This is a genomic window from Klebsiella aerogenes KCTC 2190 (genome assembly GCF_000215745.1).
GTDB lineage: Bacteria > Pseudomonadota > Gammaproteobacteria > Enterobacterales > Enterobacteriaceae > Klebsiella > Klebsiella aerogenes.
In genome coordinates, this window is record NC_015663.1 from 3,577,692 (window position 1) to 3,601,154 (window position 23,463).

Genomic DNA, 23,463 nt, shown 5'->3' on the forward strand with positions numbered 1-23,463 from the left:
GAAAATGGTCGATCAAGACGCCAGCGGCAGACGCTGTTCGATAATTCCGCCGCCGAGACACACTTCGCCGCTATAGAAAACAGCCGACTGTCCCGGCGTCACGGCGGCGACGGGTTCATCAAAGATAACCTCGATGCGGTCGTCATCCAGCGCCTTCACGGTGCAGGGGATGTCGGTCTGGCGGTAGCGGGTTTTCACCGTGCAGCGAAGGGTGCCCTGCAGCGGCTGACGATCGACCCAGTGTAACTGCTGGGCAATCAGGCCGACGGACATCAGACGCGGGTGATCGTGACCCTGGGCGACGATCAGCACGTTGTTTTCCACGTCTTTATCGACCACGTACCACGGATCTTCGCTACCTTCTTTGGTGCCGCCGATGCCAAGCCCTTTACGCTGGCCGAGGGTGTGATACATCAGCCCCTGGTGTTCGCCGATCTCATCGCCGTCGACGGTGATGATTTTGCCTGGCTGCGCAGGCAGATAGCGGCCCAGGAAGTCGCGGAATTTACGCTCGCCGATAAAGCAGATGCCGGTAGAGTCTTTTTTCTTCGCGGTGATAAGATCCAGCTCTTCGGCGATTTTACGCACCTGCGGCTTTTCCAGCTCACCGACCGGGAACAAACTTTGCGCGATTTGTTCGTGGCTGAGGGTGTAGAGGAAATAGCTCTGGTCTTTATTGCCGTCGAGCCCGCGCAACAGTTGGCTTTTGCCGTTGACATCGGCGCGGCGCACGTAGTGACCGGTGGCGATGTAGTCAGCGCCGAGGTCTTCTGCGGCGAACTCAAGGAAGGCTTTGAATTTGATCTCTTTGTTGCACAGGATATCCGGGTTCGGCGTACGGCCTGCTTTATACTCTTCGAGGAACAGCTCGAAGACGTTATCCCAGTATTCTGCGGCAAAGTTGACGGTATGCAGTTCAATACCGAGCTTATCGCAGACGGCTTGCGCGTCGGCGAGGTCGGCAGCGGCGGTGCAGTATTCCTCACCGTCGTCTTCCTCCCAGTTCTTCATGAACAGGCCTTCCACCTTATACCCTTGCTGTTGCAGAAGGTAGGCGGAAACAGAGGAATCGACGCCGCCGGACATGCCGACGATCACTTTTTTTGGACTTTCTGACATTGGAATACTCACCACATTGAACTTCAAGGCGGCGTATTCTAGCACGCGTCAACCGTTCAGGCACCCCCTGTGAACGGCCAGTTAAATTCCGCAATCAGCGACAGCGGATGCCGCGGATCCTGCTGATAGCTGCGAATGCTTTCCGCCACCAGCGGCGAGCGCAAGTTTTTAGCGTTAAGAATTTCCTCAGCGCTGAGCCACAGACAGCGATCGATGTCGCTGTCGTGCGGTTCAGTAGCGCACGTATCGTTAAGCTCAATGGCAAACAGGAAGCGCAGGAACGGCGTATTATCCGGGGCCTGCCACTGGTGCATGCGGATGAAGTGCTGCGGCGCGGCGCGAATACCGGTCTCTTCCCACAGTTCGCGTTCGGCGGCCTGCGCCAGGGTCTCATTGGCCTCAAGATGACCAGCTGGCTGGTTCCATAGCGCTTTGCCGTTAATCGTCTCTTCAACAATCAGGAATTTGCCTTTGGCGTGTACCACGCAGGCGACGGTGACGTGCGGTTTAAACATCGAGCTTCCTTATGAATGCGGTTATTCGGTTTGACGCCACTCGCCGTTGGCTAAGCCATCAAGCGTATAGCCGCCCATGGCGTAGCGAATTAGCCTTAGCGTCGGAAAACCGACATGAGCGGTCATCCGGCGAACCTGACGGTTGCGCCCCTCATAGAGGGTGATTTTTAGCCAGCGAGTGGGAATCGATTTACGCTCGCGAATCGGCGGATTGCGCGGCCAAAGCCAGGCGGGTTCATTCACCAGCTCCACGCCGGCGGGCAGGGTTGGGCCATCGTTGAGCGTCACCCCGTCGCGCAGCGCGCGGATCGCTTCTTCTGTAGGTTCGCCTTCCACCTGAACGAAATAAATTTTGCCGGTGCGCTTACCGGGCTGGGTCAGTTTTGCCTGTAGCGCGCCGTCGTTGGTCAGCACCAGCAGACCTTCGCTGTCGCGGTCAAGACGACCGGCGGCGTAAACACCGGCGACAGGGATAAAATCCTTCAGCGTGCGGCGCCCGGACTCGTCGGTAAACTGCGGCAACACATCGTAGGGTTTATTGAACAAGATCACAGTTTTAAGCTGGCGTTCTTTACGTTGTCTGGTCACTTGTTGTGTGCTGAATCGCTCAACGCGATGTTTTCTAAATGAAGTTTTCTGCATGGTATTTTCAGGCTCTCTCAATTGCCGCATTATAGCCTAATTACGAATGCCTTTCATGGACGCAAACATTCAGGTAGTATTGACATGCTCATTACAAATTATTAACAAAAAATTGCTCAAACCGATTCGCAATACAGGCAGGAAGGCAACACGGACGCGAATCTCCGGTTAGCGGGGCGACCCGGTACTCAGGAGTAGGCCGACTAAGCCAACACCAGGCTCGCGTGAAGAGGGAAGAGCAGAACCAGAAGCGCTCGAAGGAGAGGTTAATGGAAAGCAAAGTAGTAGTTCCGGCGGAAGGTCAGAAAATCACCCTGCAAAACGGCAAACTGAACGTCCCTCATAACCCGATTATCCCGTTCATTGAAGGCGACGGTATCGGTGTTGACGTTACCCCAGCGATGCTGAAAGTGGTTGATGCCGCCGTTGAGAAAGCCTATAAAGGCGAGCGTAAAATTTCCTGGATGGAAGTTTACACCGGTGAAAAATCTACCCACGTTTACGGCCAGGATGTCTGGCTGCCTGCTGAAACCCTCGATCTGATTCGTGATTACCGTGTTGCTATTAAAGGTCCTCTGACGACGCCAGTTGGCGGCGGCATCCGTTCTCTGAACGTGGCGCTGCGTCAGGAGCTGGATCTCTACGTTTGCCTGCGTCCGGTACGTTACTATCAGGGCACCCCGAGCCCGGTTAAACACCCGGAGCTGACCGATATGGTTATCTTCCGTGAAAACTCCGAAGATATTTATGCGGGTATCGAGTGGAAAGCAGACTCTGCCGAAGCTGACAAAGTTATCAAATTCCTGCGCGATGAGATGGGCGTGAAGAAAATTCGCTTCCCGGAACATTGCGGTATCGGCATCAAGCCGTGCTCTGAAGAAGGGACCAAACGCCTGGTACGCGCCGCTATCGAATATGCGATCACTAACGATCGTGATTCCGTGACCCTGGTGCACAAAGGTAACATCATGAAGTTCACCGAAGGCGCGTTCAAAGACTGGGGTTACCAGCTGGCTCGCGAAGAGTTCGGCGGTGAGCTGATCGACGGCGGCCCGTGGGTGAAAATCAAGAACCCGAACACCGGCAAAGAGATCGTGGTTAAAGACGTGATCGCCGATGCGTTCCTGCAGCAAATCCTGCTGCGTCCGGCTGAATACGATGTTATCGCCTGTATGAACCTGAACGGCGACTATATCTCTGACGCCCTGGCGGCGCAGGTTGGCGGTATCGGTATCGCGCCGGGCGCCAACATTGGCGACGAGTGCGCGCTGTTCGAAGCCACCCACGGTACCGCGCCGAAGTATGCCGGCCAGGATAAAGTGAACCCAGGTTCCATCATCCTGTCTGCAGAAATGATGCTGCGTCACATGCAGTGGTTCGAAGCCGCAGACCTGATTGTTAAAGGCATGGAAGGCGCCATCGCCGCTAAGACCGTGACCTATGACTTCGAACGTCTGATGGAAGGCGCTAAACTGCTGAAATGCTCTGAGTTCGGCGACGCTATCATCAAAAACATGTAATCCATTTTTCTGGATTAATGCGAAACGGGAGCCTAAGGGTTCCCGTTTTTATTTGTTGTGTACCGGGTTATCCATAATTAAATAACAGTGAGCTATTCATGCCCGCTGCCGCTTGCTACGGTAAATCATCCATTGGCTGTATTTATTGCCATATTTTGCCTGGTTTTTTTCAGGTTATTATTATTAGAGGTGATATTATGAAAAAGATTATTCTGACCCTGGTATTAGCATCAGCAAGTATTTCTGCCTTCGCGGGTTACCATCCGGTCGCAAGGACCGCAGCTGTAGCCTCAGCCGATCATCCGGTGGCGGTCGCGGCGGCAACCAGCGATAATGGCAACCATCCGGTGGCGCGTACTACGGCTGTCGCCACAGCGGACCATCCGGTGGCGGTGGCGGCGGCAACCAGCGATAACGGTCGCCATCCTGTGGCGCGTACCACGGTTGTCGCTTCAGCGGATCATCCGGTCGCGGCGGCGGCAGTGACCAGCCATTAATAATCATCTTCCCGGCGCCACGCCGGGATTTTGCCCCCGCCACCTCAGCGCATCGATTTCCTTTCCTGCTCCGTTTTACGCTATATTGGCGTTATTATCGTAAATTCTCTCTTTATCACAGGTAACATCTGCCATGGCTTTGATCCCCAAAAACTACGCCCGCCTGGAAAGTGGCTATCGCGAGAAGGCGCTTAAAATTTATCCATGGGTATGCGGACGCTGCTCGCGCGAATTTGTCTACTCCAACCTGCGTGAACTGACGGTACATCACATCGATCACGATCATACCAATAACCCGGAAGATGGCAGCAACTGGGAGCTATTGTGCCTCTATTGCCACGATCATGAGCACTCCAAGTACACTGAGGCCGACCAGTACGGTACCAGAGTGGTGGCCGGTGAAGATGCGCAAAAGGATGTCGGTGAAGCCACCTACAATCCTTTTGCCGATTTAAAAGCCATGATGAACAAGAAGAAGTAGTCACGCTTCGTCGTAATTGCACACCGCCTGGCGGTTAATTAACACCCAGGCGCAGGGCTAAAGCCTGCGGGTAGGGATCAAAATAGTTTTGCGTCTGCAGATAGCGATCAGGATACTCGGCCAGGTAATGCTTAAGCAGCGTAAGGGGCGCCAGGATTGGGAGCAGCCCCGCGCGATAATGCAGTATCACGTCACGCAGCTCGCCGCGCTGGCGGCTATTCAACCGTTCGCGGAAATAGCCCTGAATATGCATCAGCACATTGGTGTGGTTTTTCCTGGAGGCGGTGTTTTTCAGGATCGCCATCAGCTTATCGCGGTAGGCGACGAAAAAGGCATCCAGGTCTTGCCATTGATGCATCGACGCGACGAAAGGGCCAATTTCGCGATAGCCGGCCTGATGATGCGCCAGTAGCTGCAGTTTATAGCGGCTATGAAAATCCATTAACGCCCGACGGGTCAGGCCATTGGCCCGCAGCGTATTCAGTTCATGCAGGGCGAAAAGACGCTCGACAAAATTCTCTCTTAACTGCGGGTCGTGCAGTCGTCCATCCTCTTCTACCGGCAACCACGGATAGGCTTCCATCAACGCGTGGGTAAACAGGCCGGTTCCTTCTTTGCGCCCGCGGTTGCCTTTTTCATCATACAGGCGCACGCGTTCCATGCCGCAGCTAGGTGATTTGGCGCAGACGATAAAACCTGCTAATTCGCCAAGCCCAGGCAGGTAACCGGCGGTAAAGTCCGCCATTTTGCCCGTGACATCGTCGTGCGGCTCGCTGCTAAAACGCATCTGAATCTCACCTTCGTCGGTCCGCACCAGGCGCAGAGCCGGACGAGGAGAGCTGAGACCGATGGCCATTTCCGGACAAATGGGTTTGAAGGTTACCCACGGCGCCAGTTCATCCATCGCAAATGGCAATCGTTTATGTCCGCCATCAAAGCGCACGGACGAGCCGGTTAAACAGCCGCTGATGCCAATGACAGGTTGCTTATTCATGGCGTACTCCTCGCTTTGTTCTCACTGGATGGGCCATCGCGCAAAAACGTTTAGCCCGATACATTAAACTTACACAATCACGTATTTTTGTCCAAGTTTTTGGCGTGCTTTTTTAGCGGAGAACATGGCGTAGGGGAGCAAAGCTTTTTTACAAGGAGATAACGTCCAGAGAAATCACCAATTGACGCCAGAGATCTATCTGTCTCTGGCGTGCGGCGGTGAGCTGGCCCGTGGTCACCAGCAACCAGTGGCGTTGAGGAAAGATTTCCGGGGCCAGCGCGGTGGACGGCATCGGTAGCACATCGATGCGATGACCTTGTCCGGTACGCATGAGCGCTTCCAGCCAGATTTCACATGGGTCGCTCAGGTGCCAGCCGGTAATCAGAGAGTTATCGCCCGGCGCGCGTTTATCGCCTTCAAGACAAAAAGAGGTGTAGGAGATAATGATGCCGTCGAGGATCTCACGTAGGGTCTGCATCGCCGGCACATTAGCCGATACTTTACTGCGTAACGGGCGCAATACGTTGGAAACCAGCTCAGGGCGGGGATTTTCCCGACCGGCATCGTAGATCAGCTGGCGCAGGGATTCGATTTTTCCCTCTTTCAGCCGCTGCAGCATATTGTCCTGCAGGACAAGCCAGTTATCACCAGGGCCGGCGTCAGGACGGGTCAACAGCGGTTTAACCTGGCTTACAGGCACGCCTTTTTTTACCCAGTCGAGAATTTTTAGCGCCAATTGGACATCATCATCGTTGTACAGGCGGTGGCCTCCATCGGTCCGCTCGGGTTTTAGCAGGCCGTATCGGCGTTGCCAGGCCCGCAGCGTGGTCGCATTGATGCCGCAAAGACGGGAAAATTCGCCGATGGAGTAGGACATTCCGTATACCTGATAACAGAGATTGTTTTTAATATACTACGAATTACGGTCGGTTGAATGCCATGCTGCTGGTAATAAAGCGTTAGTCTTATGCTTTAAAATCGATACTGGTATTTTTAAACGTCTGATAAGCGTCATCATCCGGCGCGGCGGGAATGTCTGCTTGCATAAATGCGGCTACAACAGTGTTGCATAGTTCTTCATCACCCTTTTCCACGGTAGCGGAATTTACGGTGCCATCACGCTGCAGCGACAAACGAATACGACAGGTTTGCCCGGGATACTCTACGGAATCAGGCATTTTTGCCCTGATGGCGGTCATTATCTGTCGGGCGTAGGTAGCCCGACTTGATGGTTTCGACGAAGGGAGGCTGGCGAACAGATCGTCTACTTCAGTGGCGCTCGCCGCCGTGCGCTGCGTGGGCTGATGATGGTGACAACCTGCCAGCAGTAAAGGGAACAATAACAACACCAACGGCGATTTGTTCAGCATGGTAACGCGTCCTTGTTTGTTTGGTATGGGCCAATCATAACGGTAGGCGCTACGCCCTGATAGCTGCTAAACATAGGTGCTTCTACTGTTCGCTCGCCGATTCCCTGAGGACGATTATCACGACGGTTAGCGTAAATGCTGTGTTTCTGCGCCGCAGATACTGCGTCGCCAGGCGCCGGGCGCCTGACCATACTGGCGCTTGAAGCTGCGGTTAAAGGATTGCTGGGAGTCGAAACCCAGTGCGATCGCCACGTTTAAAATAGGCTCGTCGCTGTTGGCTAAGCGTTCGACCGATCTTTGTAGCTTATGCATGCGAATATATTCAGCGAGAGGGTAACCGGTGTGCTCCTTGAAGATCCGCTGCAGGTGCCATTTCGAATAGCCCGCACGCCTGGCAACGGTCTCAATATCCAGACGGCTCTCGAGATTGTTGTCGATCCAATCGAGTAGATCGTGAATAACCGCAGCAGTGTTCATCTTGTTGCTCCACGCAGATAATAAAAGCATCTTTAATTGTTGCATTTAAGGTGGCTCGTTTTAGCATTAATTGCAAGTTTTATTGTTGCAATTAATTCCCTGCCTGAAATGGGCTTTTTTCGATCCAGATGAATAGCACATAAAGTGCAACAATTATTCTTGCACTTAGTTTAGCGCCTTCCTACAATCGCCGCGATAGTGTATTCGCAACTGTTACAGTTTTGTGGCGATGAACGACACAAATGGCCTTAAGCCTGCCCGGACAAAGGAAGTGGCGCAGCGTCTCCCGCAGCGTCTTGCCCGGCGGCGACAATTACCGGAATAAAAATAATGAGCCTGCAAAAAACCTGGGGAAAACGTCATCTGACTGCAGTAGGTATGGTGCTACTCTCGGCGCTGCTCGCCGGCTGCGATGAAGGCGTCGCGCAAAACGCCGCGCCGCAAGCGCCTGCCGTCAGCGCCGCTGAGGTGGTGGTGAAATCCATTAGCCAGTGGGATAGCTTTAATGGCCGGATTGAGGCGGTGGAAAGCGTGCAGCTCCGTCCCCGCGTTTCTGGTTATATTGATAAAGTGAATTACACCGACGGTCAGGAGGTGAAGAAGGGGGAGGTGTTATTCACCATTGACGATCGAACCTATCGCGCGGCGCTGGAACAGGCGCAGGCAACCCTGGCGAGAGCGAAAACGCAAGCCAGCCTGGCGCGAAGTGAAGCAAACCGTACCGATAAATTAATCAATACCAATCTGGTTTCCCGTGAAGAGTGGGAGCAGCGCCGCTCCGCTGCGGTCCAGGCGCAAGCGGATATTCGCGCCGCCCAGGCGGCGGTTGATGCCGCGCAGCTTAATCTGGATTTCACCAAAGTGACCGCGCCCATCGACGGCCGCGCCAGCCGCGCGTTGATCACCAGCGGTAATCTGGTCACCGCTGGCGATACCGCCAGCGTGCTCACCACGCTGGTGTCGCAGAAAACGGTTTACGTCTACTTTGACGTGGATGAGTCGACCTATCTTCACTACCAAAATCTTGCCCGCAGGGGGCAAGGGGCCTCCAGCAGCCACCAGGCATTACCGGTTGAGATCGGCCTTGTGGGCGAAGAGGGCTACCCTCATCAGGGTAAAGTGGATTTTCTGGATAATCAGTTAACGCCGAGCACCGGTACGATCCGCATGCGCGCGCTGCTGGACAATTCGCAGCGTCTGTTCACGCCGGGACTCTTTGCCCGTGTCCGCTTGCCGGGCAGCGCTGAATTCAAAGCCACGCTTATCGACGACAAAGCGGTACTGACCGATCAGGATCGTAAATATGTCTATATCGTTGATAAAGAGGGTAAAGCCCAGCGTCGCGATATTGCGCCGGGGCGGTTGGCTGCCGGTTTACGTATCGTCAAGCAGGGGCTGAACCCTGGGGATAAAGTCATCGTCGATGGTTTGCAAAAAGTGTTTATGCCGGGAATGCCGGTTAACGCGAAGACCGTTGCCATGACCACCAGCGCCGCCCTCAACTGATCCCTTATCTGAGAATCCGCCATATGGACTTTTCCCGCTTTTTTATCGACAGGCCGATTTTTGCCGCCGTGCTGTCGATTCTGATTTTTATCACCGGCTTGATCGCCATTCCGCTGTTGCCGGTCAGCGAATATCCTGATGTCGTACCGCCTAGCGTGCAGGTGCGGGCGGAGTATCCCGGCGCCAACCCGAAAGTGATCGCCGAAACCGTGGCGACGCCATTGGAAGAAGCCATCAACGGCGTCGAAAATATGATGTACATGAAGTCCGTCGCAGGCTCTGACGGCGTACTGGTCACTACCGTCACGTTCCGTCCGGGAACCGACCCCGATCAGGCGCAGGTTCAGGTGCAAAACCGGGTCTCGCAGGCCGAGGCGCGTCTCCCGGAAGATGTGCGCCGTTTAGGCATCACCACCCAGAAGCAATCGCCAACGCTGACGCTGGTGGTGCATCTGTTTTCACCCGGCGGTAAGTACGATTCACTGTATATGCGTAACTACGCCACGTTGAAAGTAAAAGATGAACTCGCGCGTCTGCCCGGCGTCGGGCAGATCCAGATTTTTGGCTCGGGTGAATATGCGATGCGCATCTGGCTGGATCCCAATAAGGTTGCGGCGCGCGGGTTAACCGCATCGGATGTGGTGACGGCGATGCAGGAGCAAAACGTTCAGGTTTCCGCCGGACAGCTGGGCGCCGAGCCGCTGCCGAAAGAGAGCGATTTTTTGATCTCTATTAACGCCCAGGGGCGTCTGCATACGGAAGAAGAGTTTGGCAATATTATTCTGAAAACGGCGCAAGACGGTTCGCTGGTGCGCCTGCGCGACGTGGCGCGTATCGAAATGGGCTCGGGTAGCTATGCGCTACGTTCCCAGCTTAACAATAAAGACGCGGTCGGGATTGGTATTTTCCAGTCGCCGGGGGCGAATGCTATCGATTTGTCTAACGCCGTACGCGCGAAAATGAACGAACTCTCCACCCGTTTCCCGGAAGATATGAAATGGGCGGCGCCGTACGATCCGACCGTGTTTGTGCGTGATTCGATTCGCGCGGTGGTGCAAACGCTGCTGGAAGCGGTGGTGTTGGTGGTGCTGGTGGTGATTTTGTTCCTGCAGACGTGGCGTGCGTCGATTATTCCGCTTATCGCGGTGCCGGTATCGGTGGTGGGTACCTTCAGCATTCTTTATCTGCTGGGCTTTTCGCTGAATACCCTGAGTCTGTTCGGGTTGGTACTGGCGATCGGTATCGTCGTGGATGATGCCATCGTGGTGGTGGAAAACGTCGAACGAAACATCGAAGAGGGGCTGGCTCCGCTAGCGGCGGCGCATCAGGCGATGCGCGAAGTCTCCGGGCCGATTATCGCTATCGCGCTGGTGCTGTGCGCGGTGTTTGTGCCGATGGCGTTCCTCTCCGGGGTAACGGGGCAGTTTTATAAGCAGTTTGCGGTGACGATTGCGATATCGACGGTGATCTCCGCCATCAACTCCCTGACGCTCTCGCCAGCGCTGGCTGCGCTGCTGTTAAAACCGCACGGCGCGGCGAAAGACTTCCCGACCCGGCTTATCGATCGCTTGTTCGGCTGGATTTTCCGTCCGTTTAACCGTTTTTTCCATCGTAGCTCAAACGGCTATCAGGGGCTGGTAGGCAAAACGCTCGGGCGACGCGGCGCGGTGTTTGTGGTCTACGTCCTGCTGCTCTGCGCCGCTGGCGTGATGTTTAAAGTCGTACCCGGCGGGTTTATTCCGACGCAGGATAAACTGTATTTAATTGGCGGCGTGAAAATGCCCGAAGGCTCTTCACTGGCGCGCACCGACGCCGTGATCCGCAAAATGAGCGAAATCGGTATGAATACCGAAGGCGTGGATTATGCGGTGGCTTTTCCGGGGCTTAATGCGCTGCAGTTCACCAATACGCCGAATACCGGGACGGTCTTTTTTGGTCTGAAACCGTTCGATCAGCGAAAACACACCGCAGCGGAAATTAATGCCGAGATTAATGCCAAAATCGCGCAAATTCAGCAGGGCTTTGGTTTCTCGATTCTGCCGCCGCCGATTTTAGGGCTGGGTCAGGGTTCCGGCTATTCACTGTATATTCAGGATCGCGCCGGTCTGGGTTATGGCGCGTTGCAAAACGCGGTGAACGCGATGTCGGGTTCGATTATGCAGACGCCGGGGATGCATTTCCCGATATCGACCTATCAGGCGAACGTGCCGCAGCTGGATGTGCAGGTCGATCGAGATAAAGCGAAAGCGCAGGGCGTGTCGTTGACCGACCTTTTCGGGACGCTGCAAACTTATCTGGGGTCATCGTATGTGAATGACTTTAACCAGTTTGGGCGTACCTGGCGCGTAATGGCGCAGGCTGACGGGCCGTTCCGCGACAGCGTGGAAGATATTGCTAATTTACGCACCCGCAATAATCAGGGCGAAATGGTGCCGATTGGCAGTATGGTGAATATTAATACCACCTACGGACCGGATCCGGTGATTCGCTACAATGGTTATCCGGCGGCGGATTTGATTGGCGATGCCGATCCCCGCGTGCTCTCGTCCACCCAGGCGATGACGCAGCTGGCAGGCATGTCTAAGCAGATACTACCGAATGGGATGAATATTGAGTGGACGGATCTCAGCTTCCAGCAGGCCACGCAGGGCAATACGGCGCTGATCGTCTTCCCGGTCGCGGTACTGTTGGCGTTCCTGGTGCTGGCGGCGCTATATGAAAGCTGGACGCTACCGCTGGCGGTGATCCTTATCGTTCCGATGACCATGCTCTCCGCGCTGTTTGGCGTCTGGCTGACCGGCGGCGACAATAACGTATTTGTGCAGGTGGGGCTGGTGGTGCTGATGGGGCTGGCCTGTAAAAACGCGATTCTGATTGTCGAGTTTGCCCGCGAACTGGAAATTCAGGGCAAAGGGATTATGGAAGCGGCGCTGGAAGCCTGTCGTCTGCGCTTACGCCCGATTATCATGACCTCGATTGCCTTTATTGCCGGGACGATTCCGCTGATTCTGGGCCACGGCGCGGGGGCGGAAGTGCGCGGCGTCACCGGGATCACGGTGTTCTCCGGTATGCTCGGCGTGACGCTGTTTGGGCTGTTCCTGACGCCGGTGTTTTACGTGACGCTGCGAAAACTGGTGACGCGCGGCGAACCGGTTAGGGACGTCCTGCCTGAGTAGGTCGCTGCTAATAACAAAAAACCGCCTTTTCGTTTAAGGCGGTTTTTTTTCGCAACAAGAAAAGTTAATGCGCTTCTTTATAGCGGGCAGTCAGCTCAGGCAGCGGATCGCAGCCGCTGGTATCGGCTTTTTTGACCTCTTCCAGGGCGCTCGCCACGGTGTGGCGAGCTAACACCGCGAGCGACGCCTGCTCGGCTTCATCGGCTACGGACTTAAAGTACCAGCAAGCGTTGGCGCTGACCACGCAGCGAGCCGGGACGTCAGGGCGAGACGCCCACAGTTTTTTATCTTCAATAACGGAAAGATAGATATCACGCAGCGTGATTTGATCGGCAGGACGGCCAAGATGAATAGAGCCGTTGCGGCCAAGTGTGGAGACGATGATGCCGTCGCGGGTGAGCGGAACCATGAGTTTACGGATAAAGCTCGGGTTGGCTTCCAGGCCGTAGGCCAGGATCGCACTCGTCGAACGTTCACCCAATTGCTCCGCCATCGCTACGCTGAGAACCATCTGCAAAGCTGTCGGGAAGCGGTAATCTAGCATTTTCTTGTCCTGGGTTGCGGTGAATCTTGTTCTTTTTGGCACCGCAGAGGTAAATAATCAGTGATTAACACTATAACAAATACGGTAATTTTTTTGAAGCAATCTTAGCCAGGCCCCTCGCTTCCAGCCGCCAGCAGCGGCACGACGACATCGCTGATGGGGGTGGCAACGCCCAGCGTTCGGCCATAGCGCTGTACAACTCCGTTGCGAATGTCCCATTCCAGCGGACGATTGGCCTGACGGTCGGCAAGTATCGAGGTGCTTAAATCCGCCGGCGCCTGATGAAACCCATCAACAATTTCCTGCGGCACGCTATCGGCGAGTACCGCCCCTGCTGCGCGGGCCACCGCCAGACACTCGTGTAGATAGGCCAGCGCCAGCCCGGTGATGTCCTGGCGCGAAAACATCCCGGCGCGGCGATTCGCCAGCACCATCAGGCCAGCGACGGCATTTTGCAGCAGTTTCCGCCAGGCGACCGATGCGAAATCTGCCGTCAACTCAACCGCGCAGCGGGTACCGTCGAGAACCTCGGCTATCTTCTTCCCATGCGGCGTATCGGGTAGCGTCAGACGCGGTTTGGCGCGTAACCATACCGAAGCATCCGCCTCCCGTTGTGCCGGAAACCAGACAACCGAAGGCAATACCTTTGCGCCGTTAACATAAGGGTCAAGCAGGCTTTCCTGTTCGACACCGTTCTGTAGTGCGCAGACCACCGTGTTTTCATCGCACAGCGCGTTAAGCCAGAGCGCGCAATCCGCTACCTGGGTGGTTTTCACCGCCACAAACAGCAGCTTAACCGGGCGTTCAAGCGTATGCGGATCGGTCAATACCGGCCCTGGAATGATCGTTTCGCCGTCTTCGTGGCGTAAAATCAACCGCTGATGCGCGGTGCGCCCGCAGAGCAGCGGTTTGCGGCCCGCTTCATGCAGTACGGCGGCGATGGTCGTGCCGATAGCGCCAGGACCTAGCAACGCAATGGAGGGTAGATTAGGCATCATGCATTCTCCTGAATGAACCGTACTCATTAATGAATCAAATTTTCGGCAAAAGCCAGGATCAATTGCCGATATCGGGCAACACTTAGAGCAAAGGCATGGTCTACGCTGGCATTGTGCTTTAAACTGCGCGCTGCAAAATTGAGTAGATAAACGATTAATCAGGCGGTAATGGCGATGAACGGTACGATCACAACGTGGTTTAAAGATAAAGGTTTCGGATTTATCAAAGATGAAAATGGTGATAACCGCTATTTTCACGTGATTAAGGTCGCCAATCCGGAGCTGATTAAGAAAGATGCGGCGGTCACGTTTGAACCTACGACTAATAATAAAGGTCTTTCGGCTTACGCGGTGAAGGTCATCCCGGAAAGCAAACATCTGTATATTGCCGGTGAGCGCCTGAAGCTGACATCGATCAAGTCTTACCTGGTCTACAGTGAGGAAGTACCGGCAGATACGCATATCGACAAGGAAAATGCGGTGCTCTCCGTGGGGCTGCTGATGAACAGTATCAAGCCCAAAGCGAGCGTGAAGCCGGGTGAAATGCGTACGCTGAAAAAGCTGGCGATCACTACCTTTCAGGGCACCACGCTCATCTTCTCTGAAGATGAAATCGACATCGACGCCACGGTGAAGCTCCTGAAAGTCTGACTCTGATTTACCGTATCCAAAACATCATTCAAACGATTGTAGAAACGACGATGACAAAACTTACCTTACAAGAGCAGATGCTGAAAGCGGGTCTGGTCACCAGTAAAAAGATGGCTAAGGTTCAGAGAACGGCGAAAAAGTCACGTGTTCAGGCGCGTGAAGCCCGCGAGGCCGTTGAGGAAAACAAAAAAGCCCAGCTTGAGCGCGACAAGCAGCTCAGCGAGCAGCAAAAGCAAGCGGCTTTAGCAAAAGAGTATAAAGCGCAGGTTAAGCAGCTGATCGAAATGAACCGAATCACGATTGCGAAAGGCCATATCGCTTTTAACTTTACGGATAATAATCTCATCAAAAACATTGATGTGGATAAAACCACCCAGGCGCAGCTCATTAGCGGCCGTCTGGCGATTGCCCGCCTTGCTGTTGATAATAACGGTAAATATGAATACGCGATTATCCCTGCCAGCGTGGCGGATAAAATCGCCCAGCGCGACGCCGAGAGTATTGTGTTGAACAGCGCCCTGAGCCAGGAAGCAGAGGACGAAGACGATCCGTACGCTGACTTTAAAGTACCTGATGATTTGATGTGGTAATCAGGAGCAATGCGTTGCTGCCATTCATTGTGCGCCTTTCGTCATGAGGCGGGGGCGCAATTTCAGATACCGATCACAATTTTCCCGTTTATAAATATCCTTTCTGTCACTGGATGTTATCATCCAGCCGGTAAATACCTTTCAACTCTACCGAGGCTTTGATGCTGGAGAATGTAATCATCTGATAATCAGTTTGCCGACCTTTCAGGCCGGGCTGGTTATCACTGCGCTGAAATCGAATGCGGACACCGCTGCGTGTTTGCACGTTTTGCACATGATGATTAAACAGGTTTTCCAGTATGAATTTATCCCGTCAGGAACAACGTACCTTACACGTTCTCGCGAAAGGCGGACGTATTGCGCACATTCGCGATACCTCAGGCCGCGTCATCGCCGTGGAGTGCTATAGCCGCGAAGGCCTACTGCTCAGCGACTGTACGCTCGCCGTCTTCAAAAAACTCCGCACTAAAAAACTGATTAAATCCGTTAACGGCCAGCCGTACCGCATCAACACCAGCGGGCTGAATAACGTTCGCGCCCAGCCGGATAACCGGTAAGGAGAGTGACATGACCACAACTATCGATATCCCACGTATCTTTACCATCAGCGAAAGTGAACATCGTATCCATAACCCCTTCACAGCGGAAAAATATGCCACGCTTGGCCGCGTACTTCGCCTGCAGGCAGGGGCGCAGATCCTCGACCTTGGCAGCGGTTCTGGTGAAATGCTCTGCACCTGGGCGCGGGACCATGCTATCGGCGGTCTGGGCATTGATATGAGCCCATTGTTTACCGCGCAGGCTAAACAACGCGCCGCAGCACTTGGCGTTAGCGATCGCGTCACTTTTCTCCATAGCGATGCGGCAGGTTACGTTGCCGAACGGCAATACGATGTAGCGGCCTGTATCGGCGCGACGTGGATTGCCGGCGGCGTCGCTGGAACCGTGGCGCAGTTAGCCCGCAGCCTTAAGCCTGGCGGTATGCTACTTATCGGGGAACCCTGGTGGCGTAAGGTACCCGCCACAGAAGAACAAGCGCGCGCCTGCGGCGTTTCTGCGGTGGCCGATTTGTTGCCGCTTCCAGCGCTGGTCGCCACTTTTGGCGAACTGGGCTATGACATTGTTGAGATGGTGCTGGCTGACCGCGAAGGGTGGGACCGTTATGAAGCCGCTAAATGGCTGACGATGCGCCGTTGGCTGCAGGCGAATCCCGACGATGAATTTGCGGCTGAGGTCCGTGCGGAGCTCAATGCCGCACCGCTTCGCCACGTCACTTATACCCGGGAATATTTCGGTTGGGGCGTTTTTGCGCTGATGCAGAAATAGCCATCGTTATATTTGGTCAATTTATTTGAACCATTCTGTTAAATAAACGCCATTTATACATTTTGGCTAAGGGGTAGAGTAGGGGAACCACAAACAGACGCGGAATATTATCTCCGCGTCTGCTGAATGTTTTGCCAAATCAGGGGCTATCCTCATGAAAAAGATTGGATTTTTGTCATTTGGCCACTGGACGCTATCGCCGCAGTCGGCGACTCGTTCCGCTGCCGACACGCTTTTACAATCCATCGATCTGGCCGTTGCCGCCGAAGAGTTAGGCGCGGACGGCGCCTATTTTCGGGTGCACCATTTCGCCCGCCAGCTCAGTTCACCGTTCCCGCTGCTGGCCGCTATCGGCGCGAAGACTAAAAAGATTGAGATTGGCACCGGCGTTATCGATATGCGCTACGAAAACCCGCTATATATGGCGGAGGATGCTGGCGCTGCGGATTTGATCTCGGGAGGGCGTTTGCAGCTTGGCATCAGCCGCGGTTCGCCGGAACAGGTGATTGATGGCTGGCGTCATTTTGGTTTTCAACCACAGGATGGCGAGTCCGACGCTGACATGGCGCGGCGCCATACTGAGGTGCTGTTGGACGTGCTGCGCGGCGAAGGTTTCGCGAAGCCCAACCCGCAACCCATGTTTCCCAACCCGCCGGGATTGCTGCGTCTTGAGCCGTACTCCGCCGGATTACGCGAACGTATCTGGTGGGGCGCGGGCTCTAATGCTACGGCGATGTGGGCGGCGAAGCTCGGCATGAACTTGCAAAGCTCGACGCTGAAAGATGATGAGACGGGCGAACCATTCCATATCCAACAGGCGAAACAGATCCGCGCCTATCGTCAGGCCTGGACGGAAGCGGGGCACACGCGTATGCCGCGGGTATCGGTCAGTCGAAGTATCTTTGCCCTGATGAACGATCGCGACCGGATGTATTTCGGCTCCAGCCGGGATAATAGCGACAGTATTGGTTTTCTTGATGAGAAAACCCGCGCCATTTTCGGCCGCAGCTATGCCGCTGAACCCGATAAGCTCATCGAGCAACTGAAACAGGATGAGGCGATCGCAGAAGCGGATACTTTATTGCTGACGGTGCCGAATCAGCTGGGCGTGGATTATAACGCTCACGTGATTGAGTCTATTCTGAAGCACGTTGCACCGGCAATGGGGTGGCGTGATTAAAAAAAAGCCTCGCGAGTTATAAAACCTGCGAGGCTTTGAAATGAAAAATCCGCGCCGGGGCGCGGATTTTATCGTCCGGGATTAGACGTTGAGCTGTGATTAACAAGCTAATTATATGTTATTTAATGATTTAATTCTTATTTGATGTTTTTTTACTCATAAAAGTACTCATTTATATTGATGTTGATATCTGGGGCTAGTTACATCAACTCCGAACAATTTTTATTCATTAGGAGTGCTTGCACTATTTTTTTTGTTTGTCAATGGTTATATGTCAATTACAGGAGAGCAGGCCAAATTCACTCTTCTTTAGCAGAATATTGTTACGAACTAAGATAATTAGAATTTGAACTATTTTAAGATTATTCTAATTGCCATCTTGATTTTATTTATTTTTTCATCAAAATTCACAGTTTCACCTTCTGTTCCCCATCAAAAACGACCGTAAAGGGATTACTGTGAACACGATATACATACCATTAGACAGTGGAGAGTCTGCGGTCCTCAAGGATCCAGATACCTTACTTCCTCGTAAAATTTACGAACAGCTTGCCCAGTTCATTGAAAAGGCTGTTAAGGATGTTGATGAAGTACCGAAAAATTCAGAATCGTTTAACGAAACGCGCAGTCATAAGGCAATATCGATTGACGGTGAAAGAGGTACGGGTAAAACATCGGTACTAGTGAATTTAAGAGATTACCTGGAAAGTAATCATAAAGAGTTTGCTGGAGATATTCATATTCTCGATCCCATCGACCCGACTCTGCTTGAAGATGGTGAATCGCTGTTTTTACATATCATTGTTGCTGCAGTACTTCAGGATAAAAAAATTAAAGAGGCGCAAAGTAAAGACCTTGATAAATCGAGACTCTTTATCCAAAAACTTGAAAATTTAGCCAATGGCCTTGAATCCATTGACCTGCAACACAGTCAGCGAGGGATGGATAAAATCCGTTCCCTCTATGGCAGCAAGCATCTGGCAAATTGCGTTGAAGCATTTTTAAAATCCACGCTAGATTTAATTGGGAGAAAATTATTAATACTGCCGATTGATGATGTGGACACTTCGCTTAACCGGGCGTTTGAAAATCTGGAAATATTGCGTCGTTATCTTACATCTCCTTACGTATTGCCGATTGTGAGTGGCGATCGTCGCCTGTATGACGAAGTATGCTGGCGAGATTTTCATGGACGGTTGAATAAAGACTCATCTTATGAACGTAAGAAGTCTTATGATATAGCCAAGGAATTGGCAATTGAGTACCAACGTAAAATATTACCACTGCCGCGTAGATTAAGTATGCCCGCCGTGAGTGATTATTGGCAGCAAGACGGTATGGATGTTACCTTGGATAAAGACGGTATCCCGTTGCGCAACTTTATGGCTTGGCTGAAGATATTTATCACCGGCCCGGTGAACGGTCTTGAGGGTAGCGATTTACCGCTACCGATCCCATCGATTCGTGCCCTAACGCAGTTTATAAATCACTGTGGTGATTTAATAATAGAACTTCCACCAGAGCTTAAAAGTATGGATACTCCTCTTACTGTTCGCCGTTGGTGGCAGATGCCTGATGTTCCACGCCCAGTACTTGAAGCTTTTGCGTTGAAACACCGGGAGCTCAGTAAAGAAGCTAAGCGTGAGTATGCTGATGCCTATAAAGTCTTCAATGAAAAATATCTAGCATGGAATTATCAACATTCTCCAGTAGGAATGAAAAATAACGAAAACGGTAAATTAGTTGATGATATGTGTTGGATCAACAAGTTGCTGAGTTATTTTCAGTTCGAACCAAAAGCTGGAGCAGTCTATTTAACCCTTAAGGCTCAGCTAAATTGGGCTGAATGGAAAAATAGTAAGAATCGTAACAATTCGATATTTGATACCGTACTTTTCCAGCCCTTGCTTCAGGATCGCCCTGAATACGTCATTTTTAATGCAGGAGAAAGCTTGACCGATTGGGAGTCGCAATTATCTAAAAGCTTACCAGAAGGCTGGCTTTCGGTAATCAAGGGAAAAATGACAATTTTGCCTTATCCTATTGCAGAAACAGGTATTAACTCGGGGTTGAGATGGAAGTATTGGGAGGACGTTGAGAGCAATAACGCTAGTGAAGAATTGAATGATAAGGCAATTTTTCTTATTAGTGCTTTAACACAAAGGAATTTTTATACAAATGCAAAGCAGTCGATTGTTCTTAATATTGGTCGAATTTTTGAAATTATCATTGCCAGCTTGATCTCAGATCTGGATTTATCAGATCTGCAACGAATCTTACAACGCTCACCATTTTATTCTGCCAGCGCTCTTGCGCCAACTAAAAAATTAAAAATTAATGAGGCTGAGGGTGAAGATTCTGGAGGGAATGTGGATGATCTCGAAAAAGAAGAATCCTATGATCGTGAAGATAGATTAGAAAATTCATTGGAGTGTTTGTATGAAGATATTAAACTATGGCGAAAAGAAAATAATGTTGATAGATTAAAAATATCGCCTTGGATGGTATATAAGGTTTTTAACAAAGTATACAGTCAGGTCGCAAGTAATGCTATTGACCAAAAGGGTATGCAGGATATTACTAAGGCAATTAATATTGTAGGTCGAGTATTTTATTCAACTTGGTCGGCATTTGGTAGTTTTGAAAAAGGCGAGTTGTTCGGGTTACCAGACGTGGTAGTAACGACTAATATTAACTCCTCAAAAAATTTCTATCAACATGCTAATTTCCGTACCAACCTCGGACCATTTACCCCTGAACAGAATCTACAGCAAGGACCGTCAAGTCGGAGTGCTATGAATCGACAAGCTTTTGGTCAGATGAGTAGAACAGTCAGTTATGTTCTGAGTTCACATCCTCTCAAAAGATGGATCGATGAAGTATTATTAGCAGATTTAAAACAGCCATCAAAAAATCAGGATGATACGAGAAAAATAATAAATCAGAGAAAACTAACGAAAGCTCGGCGATTCATTATTGACAGATTAGGCATCGATGAGAATGAAAAGTTAACAAAAAAAATCATTAAAGAGCGGCTAACGGCATTGTACAAACCTCTAAAAGAAGCCGATCAATTTATCAATTCTGTAATCAGTGAGTTCTCTAATAGCGATCCAGCAGTGAGAATTCTGTTAGAGGCATACAGTGAAATTAACCTAAGTGGTGACAAATAATGTTAACCCGGTCGTTGAGTGAACATGCAACAGGGTGTTTCTTCACCGACGAGCGCCTGTCAAAGCGCTTTTGGGCGATCCTGCTATCGCCGCCGGATGATTTTACGACGTGGTCGTCATTGCAGGAGGAGTGCTACCAACTGCTCGTTGAGAGTATTGATAACCGTTATCCGCGCACATATCGGTTGACCGACGTGCGCCAGCTAATGGGGAATATCTGTGATAATGGCTTGTTGACCAGCCCGGCACTGCCTTGGCTGGATGTCATTGCAGAACAACTGCTGCTACGTAATGGTGATTTGCTCTACTACCGCGAGAATAAGGTACAAGACTATGTGCGGATAGCGGCAGAACTGGACCCGGCTCTGCTTGTGGGCTGGCGTCTTGGCGACTGGCTACAACAAAGTCCTCCTCCGCGATTGTCAGACATCACCCGGGTGGTGATGGCGCAGAATCCGTTCTTCGCACCGCCTGCCAGCGCGGGCAAACCTTTTGCGGAGGGGCACGTCCATCTGGGCGGGGTGACGGCGGGAGATACCATCCTGGATGGTTATCTTTTTGAAGATCTTGAACTGCCAAAAAGCAACAATGCATCGCTGTGGGCACTTGAAGAGCGCGATAATTTAACGCCGCTGTTGGTTCGGGCAAAGTCACTGCTTTCCTTATTACTCTCCGATCGGTTTGAAACGGTTTTCAAGAAGTATGCAACCTTGAGTAACCCGATGACGAAAAGCCTGAATCTCCCGGACTGGAGAATCCTCGCTAAAAAGAACCGAGGAACAGAAAACATCAATCCCGGCTGGCTGTTAGGCCAGCTGGCGCATGCCTCTGACCGAAAGCATCCTTCACGCTGGCTGTGGCTTCAGCTTTATCTTTGCCACACTTACCAGCTGAAAGACGCCCATCCGCTTGAGCGCACGGCCATACTCTGCTTTTGGCTTACGGTTAATGCGCTTCGACGTCGCATTATTATGGACGGGCAGGGGCTTACGCGTTTTACCGAACGCTATTTCGGTGGTGCGCTGCGCGCGGGCAAGAAAACTGACAGCAGCAATATGCGTTATCTGTTTGCTGGCAAAGACGATATGGCCGAAGTGAAGGCATCCCCGACTGCTTTTGGCCATGAAATGGTGGCAGGTTTTTCCTCGTCGCTGCTCAAGACCCTTGGTGTACCGCTCGTTTCTCCACCGTATGTTTTTGGTGAACATGAGATTAAGCCAGACGAACGCGCGCTGCGCTACATTGAAGTGCTTGAGCGCTGGCAGTTTTGTGGGCATTTTTCACGCTCTAAAACGGCAGGCCGCGGTAAGCGACCAAAGGCTGATTTGCAGGCCAACTGGAAGGAGGCAGAGCGATTGCTGCAGAAGCTTTACAGCCACAATGGCTGGAATCATCCGATATTTTTAGGAGGGAAACGCAACCCGCACTTTCATTTTCAGCCGTCGAACTGGTTTCGGGGTCTGGATATTGCAGGGGATGAAAATGCCCTGAAAATTGCAGGTTTTGCACCGATGCTACGATGGCTGCGCAGCGGGCTTTATCCGGTGCCCGATGGGCTTCGCGCCAGTACGGGCTTTCATTTCAGCATCCATGCCGGGGAGGATTATGCGCATCCAGCGTCGGGGTTGCGTCATATCGATGAAACGGTGCGCTTTTGTGAGATGCGAGAGGGGGACCGATTGGGCCATGCGCTCGCGTTGGGAATTGAACCTGCGCTCTGGGCGAAGCGGCATGGAGAGATGATACTTCCGCTGGATGAGCATTTAGATAATCTTGTCTGGCAATGGCATTATGCCACGGTTTTGTCGGGTTCATTGCCACTTGCACAGGCGGTATTACCGCTGCTTGAGCGGCGCATTGCACGTTTTGTCGCGCGTTGTGATTGGTGCAAGGAGAGACTACCTCAAATAGATTGTAGCGTGGCGGATAAACGAGCTAACGGTGATGAACCATCTCTAAAAAATATCACGCCTGATACACTCTACCGGGCTTGGCTTCTGCGGCGTAATTGCTCGTATCGTCTCCGACAACTCCATGGTGGGGCGCCGTTAACCTCGCAGGAGAAATGCGCACTACCAGACTGGTCAACGTTAAGTGATAAAGACAATGTGGCGGCGCAGCTTTATCAGCAACGACACTCCAGACTGCTTGACGATCTCCCTCCACAACTGGTGGTTGTGCGGGTCGCGGATGAATGGAGTACACAGGAGTTGATTGGATTGGGAACCCCCGAAAAACTGCGTCAGCAGGTAAGCGGTGGTCAGGATATCCTCCAGGATATTGATACGCCAGTAGAGCTGGAATTTGTGTATGCGTTGCAGGATTATTTGCTCGATCGTTACGATCGCAAAGGGTTAATTATCGAAACCAACCCGACGTCAAACGTCTATATCGCTCGGTTAAAAAAACATGTAGAACATCCAATTTTTCGCTGGAATCCACCGGATGAAGAACTCTTAAAACCAGGCGCTGAATTTAATCGCCATGGTTTACGTAGAGGGCCTGTAAGGGTTCTGGTCAATACTGACGATCCCGGGATTATGCCAACGACATTACGGACAGAATTTTTACTGTTGCGAGAGGCTGCTATTGAACGCGGCATAAGCCGAACGATGGCTGAATATTGGCTGGAAAGGCTGCGTCTGTACGGTTTAGAGCAGTTTCAGCGTAATCATTTAAATGTATTTGAAGTTATTGAATAGAG

At 52.1% G+C, this 23,463-nt stretch carries 21 protein-coding genes; 12 read left to right on the plus strand and 9 right to left on the minus strand.

What is annotated here, in order from left to right; genetic code table 11:
- Positions 1-12: 12 nt before the first annotated feature.
- The 3 genes from mnmA to rluE are packed head-to-tail and all read right to left on the minus strand — an operon-like array spanning position 13 to position 2,306.
- Positions 13-1,119 carry a tRNA 2-thiouridine(34) synthase MnmA gene (gene mnmA, locus EAE_RS16850; protein ID WP_015367143.1) on the minus strand — a complete coding sequence of 369 codons (1,107 nt, stop codon included), beginning with the start codon at positions 1,117-1,119 and terminating at the stop codon, positions 13-15.
- 56 nt (positions 1,120-1,175) lie between these two features.
- Positions 1,176-1,634: an NUDIX hydrolase gene (locus EAE_RS16855; RefSeq protein ID WP_015367142.1), complete on the minus strand. Its 459-nt coding sequence runs from the start codon at positions 1,632-1,634 to the stop codon at positions 1,176-1,178.
- A 21-nt stretch (positions 1,635-1,655) separates the two neighbouring features.
- Entirely contained in the window at positions 1,656-2,306 is a 651-nt protein-coding gene (gene rluE, locus EAE_RS16860; protein ID WP_015705064.1) for a 23S rRNA pseudouridine(2457) synthase RluE, read from the minus strand.
- A 239-nt stretch (positions 2,307-2,545) separates the two neighbouring features.
- On the opposite strand from rluE, the gene icd reads away from it, so the two are divergent.
- The 3 genes from icd to yajD all read left to right on the plus strand — a co-directional run bounded on the left by icd (position 2,546) and on the right by yajD (position 4,774).
- On the plus strand, positions 2,546-3,796 hold the full coding sequence (gene icd, locus EAE_RS16865; RefSeq protein ID WP_015705065.1) for an NADP-dependent isocitrate dehydrogenase: 1,251 nt from the start codon (positions 2,546-2,548) through the stop codon (positions 3,794-3,796).
- A 197-nt stretch (positions 3,797-3,993) separates the two neighbouring features.
- Entirely contained in the window at positions 3,994-4,293 is a 300-nt protein-coding gene (locus EAE_RS16870; RefSeq protein ID WP_015367134.1) for a hypothetical protein, read from the plus strand.
- Between the two features lie 133 nt (positions 4,294-4,426).
- Positions 4,427-4,774, plus strand: a complete 348-nt coding sequence (gene yajD, locus EAE_RS16875; protein ID WP_015367133.1) for an HNH nuclease YajD — start codon at positions 4,427-4,429, stop codon at positions 4,772-4,774.
- Positions 4,775-4,808: 34 nt separating this feature from the next.
- Here yajD and EAE_RS16880 read toward each other — a convergent pair whose 3' ends face one another.
- From EAE_RS16880 to EAE_RS16895, 4 genes are all read right to left on the minus strand, one after another.
- Entirely contained in the window at positions 4,809-5,768 is a 960-nt protein-coding gene (locus EAE_RS16880) for a YbgA family protein (protein ID WP_015367132.1), read from the minus strand.
- Positions 5,769-5,916: 148 nt separating this feature from the next.
- Complete coding sequence (locus EAE_RS16885) at positions 5,917-6,645, minus strand: MerR family transcriptional regulator (protein WP_015705067.1); 729 nt, start codon at positions 6,643-6,645, stop codon at positions 5,917-5,919.
- Between the two features lie 88 nt (positions 6,646-6,733).
- Complete coding sequence (gene tolA, locus EAE_RS16890; protein WP_015705068.1) at positions 6,734-7,138, minus strand: cell envelope integrity protein TolA; 405 nt, start codon at positions 7,136-7,138, stop codon at positions 6,734-6,736.
- 126 nt (positions 7,139-7,264) lie between these two features.
- Positions 7,265-7,615, minus strand: a complete 351-nt coding sequence (locus EAE_RS16895; protein ID WP_015367129.1) for a helix-turn-helix domain-containing protein — start codon at positions 7,613-7,615, stop codon at positions 7,265-7,267.
- A gap of 330 nt (positions 7,616-7,945) precedes the next feature.
- On the opposite strand from EAE_RS16895, the gene oqxA reads away from it, so the two are divergent.
- Entirely contained in the window at positions 7,946-9,121 is a 1,176-nt protein-coding gene (gene oqxA / locus EAE_RS16900) for a multidrug efflux RND transporter periplasmic adaptor subunit OqxA (protein WP_015367128.1), read from the plus strand.
- 23 nt (positions 9,122-9,144) lie between these two features.
- A complete protein-coding gene (gene oqxB, locus EAE_RS16905; protein ID WP_015705069.1) occupies positions 9,145-12,297 on the plus strand; it encodes a multidrug efflux RND transporter permease subunit OqxB in 3,153 nt (1,050 codons plus the stop codon).
- A gap of 64 nt (positions 12,298-12,361) precedes the next feature.
- Here oqxB and oqxR read toward each other — a convergent pair whose 3' ends face one another.
- A complete protein-coding gene (gene oqxR, locus EAE_RS16910; protein ID WP_015705070.1) occupies positions 12,362-12,841 on the minus strand; it encodes an efflux pump transcriptional repressor OqxR in 480 nt (159 codons plus the stop codon).
- Positions 12,842-12,945: 104 nt separating this feature from the next.
- A complete protein-coding gene (locus EAE_RS16915) occupies positions 12,946-13,836 on the minus strand; it encodes an oxidoreductase (RefSeq protein WP_015705071.1) in 891 nt (296 codons plus the stop codon).
- Between the two features lie 171 nt (positions 13,837-14,007).
- On the opposite strand from EAE_RS16915, the gene EAE_RS16920 reads away from it, so the two are divergent.
- From EAE_RS16920 to rdrB, 7 genes are all read left to right on the plus strand, one after another.
- Positions 14,008-14,490, plus strand: a complete 483-nt coding sequence (locus EAE_RS16920; protein ID WP_015705072.1) for a cold-shock protein — start codon at positions 14,008-14,010, stop codon at positions 14,488-14,490.
- 50 nt (positions 14,491-14,540) lie between these two features.
- Positions 14,541-15,080 (plus strand): DUF2058 domain-containing protein, encoded by a 540-nt coding sequence (locus tag EAE_RS16925; protein WP_015367123.1) that lies wholly within the window; start codon positions 14,541-14,543, stop codon positions 15,078-15,080.
- A 299-nt stretch (positions 15,081-15,379) separates the two neighbouring features.
- Positions 15,380-15,637 (plus strand): YjhX family toxin, encoded by a 258-nt coding sequence (locus EAE_RS16930; RefSeq protein ID WP_015705074.1) that lies wholly within the window; start codon positions 15,380-15,382, stop codon positions 15,635-15,637.
- 10 nt (positions 15,638-15,647) lie between these two features.
- Positions 15,648-16,406, plus strand: a complete 759-nt coding sequence (locus tag EAE_RS16935) for an SAM-dependent methyltransferase (RefSeq protein ID WP_015367120.1) — start codon at positions 15,648-15,650, stop codon at positions 16,404-16,406.
- Positions 16,407-16,560: 154 nt separating this feature from the next.
- Entirely contained in the window at positions 16,561-17,586 is a 1,026-nt protein-coding gene (locus EAE_RS16940; protein ID WP_015705075.1) for an LLM class flavin-dependent oxidoreductase, read from the plus strand.
- A gap of 458 nt (positions 17,587-18,044) precedes the next feature.
- Positions 18,045-20,759 (plus strand): antiviral RADAR system adenosine triphosphatase RdrA, encoded by a 2,715-nt coding sequence (rdrA, locus tag EAE_RS16945; RefSeq protein WP_015705076.1) that lies wholly within the window; start codon positions 18,045-18,047, stop codon positions 20,757-20,759.
- Positions 20,759-23,461 (plus strand): antiviral RADAR system adenosine deaminase RdrB, encoded by a 2,703-nt coding sequence (gene rdrB / locus EAE_RS16950; RefSeq protein ID WP_015705077.1) that lies wholly within the window; start codon positions 20,759-20,761, stop codon positions 23,459-23,461. Before rdrA ends, rdrB begins: the two co-directional genes overlap by 1 nt.
- Positions 23,462-23,463 lie beyond the last annotated feature (2 nt).

Coding starts and splice junctions, on each gene's coding strand:
- mnmA (WP_015367143.1), bottom strand. CDS start 1,119: ATGTCAGAAAGTCCAAAAAAAGTGATCGTCGGCATGTCCGGCGGCGTC.
- EAE_RS16855 (WP_015367142.1), bottom strand. CDS start 1,634: ATGTTTAAACCGCACGTCACCGTCGCCTGCGTGGTACACGCCAAAGGC.
- rluE (WP_015705064.1), bottom strand. CDS start 2,306: ATGCGGCAATTGAGAGAGCCTGAAAATACCATGCAGAAAACTTCATTT.
- icd (WP_015705065.1), top strand. CDS start 2,546: ATGGAAAGCAAAGTAGTAGTTCCGGCGGAAGGTCAGAAAATCACCCTG.
- EAE_RS16870 (WP_015367134.1), top strand. CDS start 3,994: ATGAAAAAGATTATTCTGACCCTGGTATTAGCATCAGCAAGTATTTCT.
- yajD (WP_015367133.1), top strand. CDS start 4,427: ATGGCTTTGATCCCCAAAAACTACGCCCGCCTGGAAAGTGGCTATCGC.
- EAE_RS16880 (WP_015367132.1), bottom strand. CDS start 5,768: ATGAATAAGCAACCTGTCATTGGCATCAGCGGCTGTTTAACCGGCTCG.
- EAE_RS16885 (WP_015705067.1), bottom strand. CDS start 6,645: ATGTCCTACTCCATCGGCGAATTTTCCCGTCTTTGCGGCATCAATGCG.
- tolA (WP_015705068.1), bottom strand. CDS start 7,138: ATGCTGAACAAATCGCCGTTGGTGTTGTTATTGTTCCCTTTACTGCTG.
- EAE_RS16895 (WP_015367129.1), bottom strand. CDS start 7,615: ATGAACACTGCTGCGGTTATTCACGATCTACTCGATTGGATCGACAAC.
- oqxA (WP_015367128.1), top strand. CDS start 7,946: ATGAGCCTGCAAAAAACCTGGGGAAAACGTCATCTGACTGCAGTAGGT.
- oqxB (WP_015705069.1), top strand. CDS start 9,145: ATGGACTTTTCCCGCTTTTTTATCGACAGGCCGATTTTTGCCGCCGTG.
- oqxR (WP_015705070.1), bottom strand. CDS start 12,841: ATGCTAGATTACCGCTTCCCGACAGCTTTGCAGATGGTTCTCAGCGTA.
- EAE_RS16915 (WP_015705071.1), bottom strand. CDS start 13,836: ATGCCTAATCTACCCTCCATTGCGTTGCTAGGTCCTGGCGCTATCGGC.
- EAE_RS16920 (WP_015705072.1), top strand. CDS start 14,008: ATGGCGATGAACGGTACGATCACAACGTGGTTTAAAGATAAAGGTTTC.
- EAE_RS16925 (WP_015367123.1), top strand. CDS start 14,541: ATGACAAAACTTACCTTACAAGAGCAGATGCTGAAAGCGGGTCTGGTC.
- EAE_RS16930 (WP_015705074.1), top strand. CDS start 15,380: ATGAATTTATCCCGTCAGGAACAACGTACCTTACACGTTCTCGCGAAA.
- EAE_RS16935 (WP_015367120.1), top strand. CDS start 15,648: ATGACCACAACTATCGATATCCCACGTATCTTTACCATCAGCGAAAGT.
- EAE_RS16940 (WP_015705075.1), top strand. CDS start 16,561: ATGAAAAAGATTGGATTTTTGTCATTTGGCCACTGGACGCTATCGCCG.
- rdrB (WP_015705077.1), top strand. CDS start 20,759: ATGTTAACCCGGTCGTTGAGTGAACATGCAACAGGGTGTTTCTTCACC.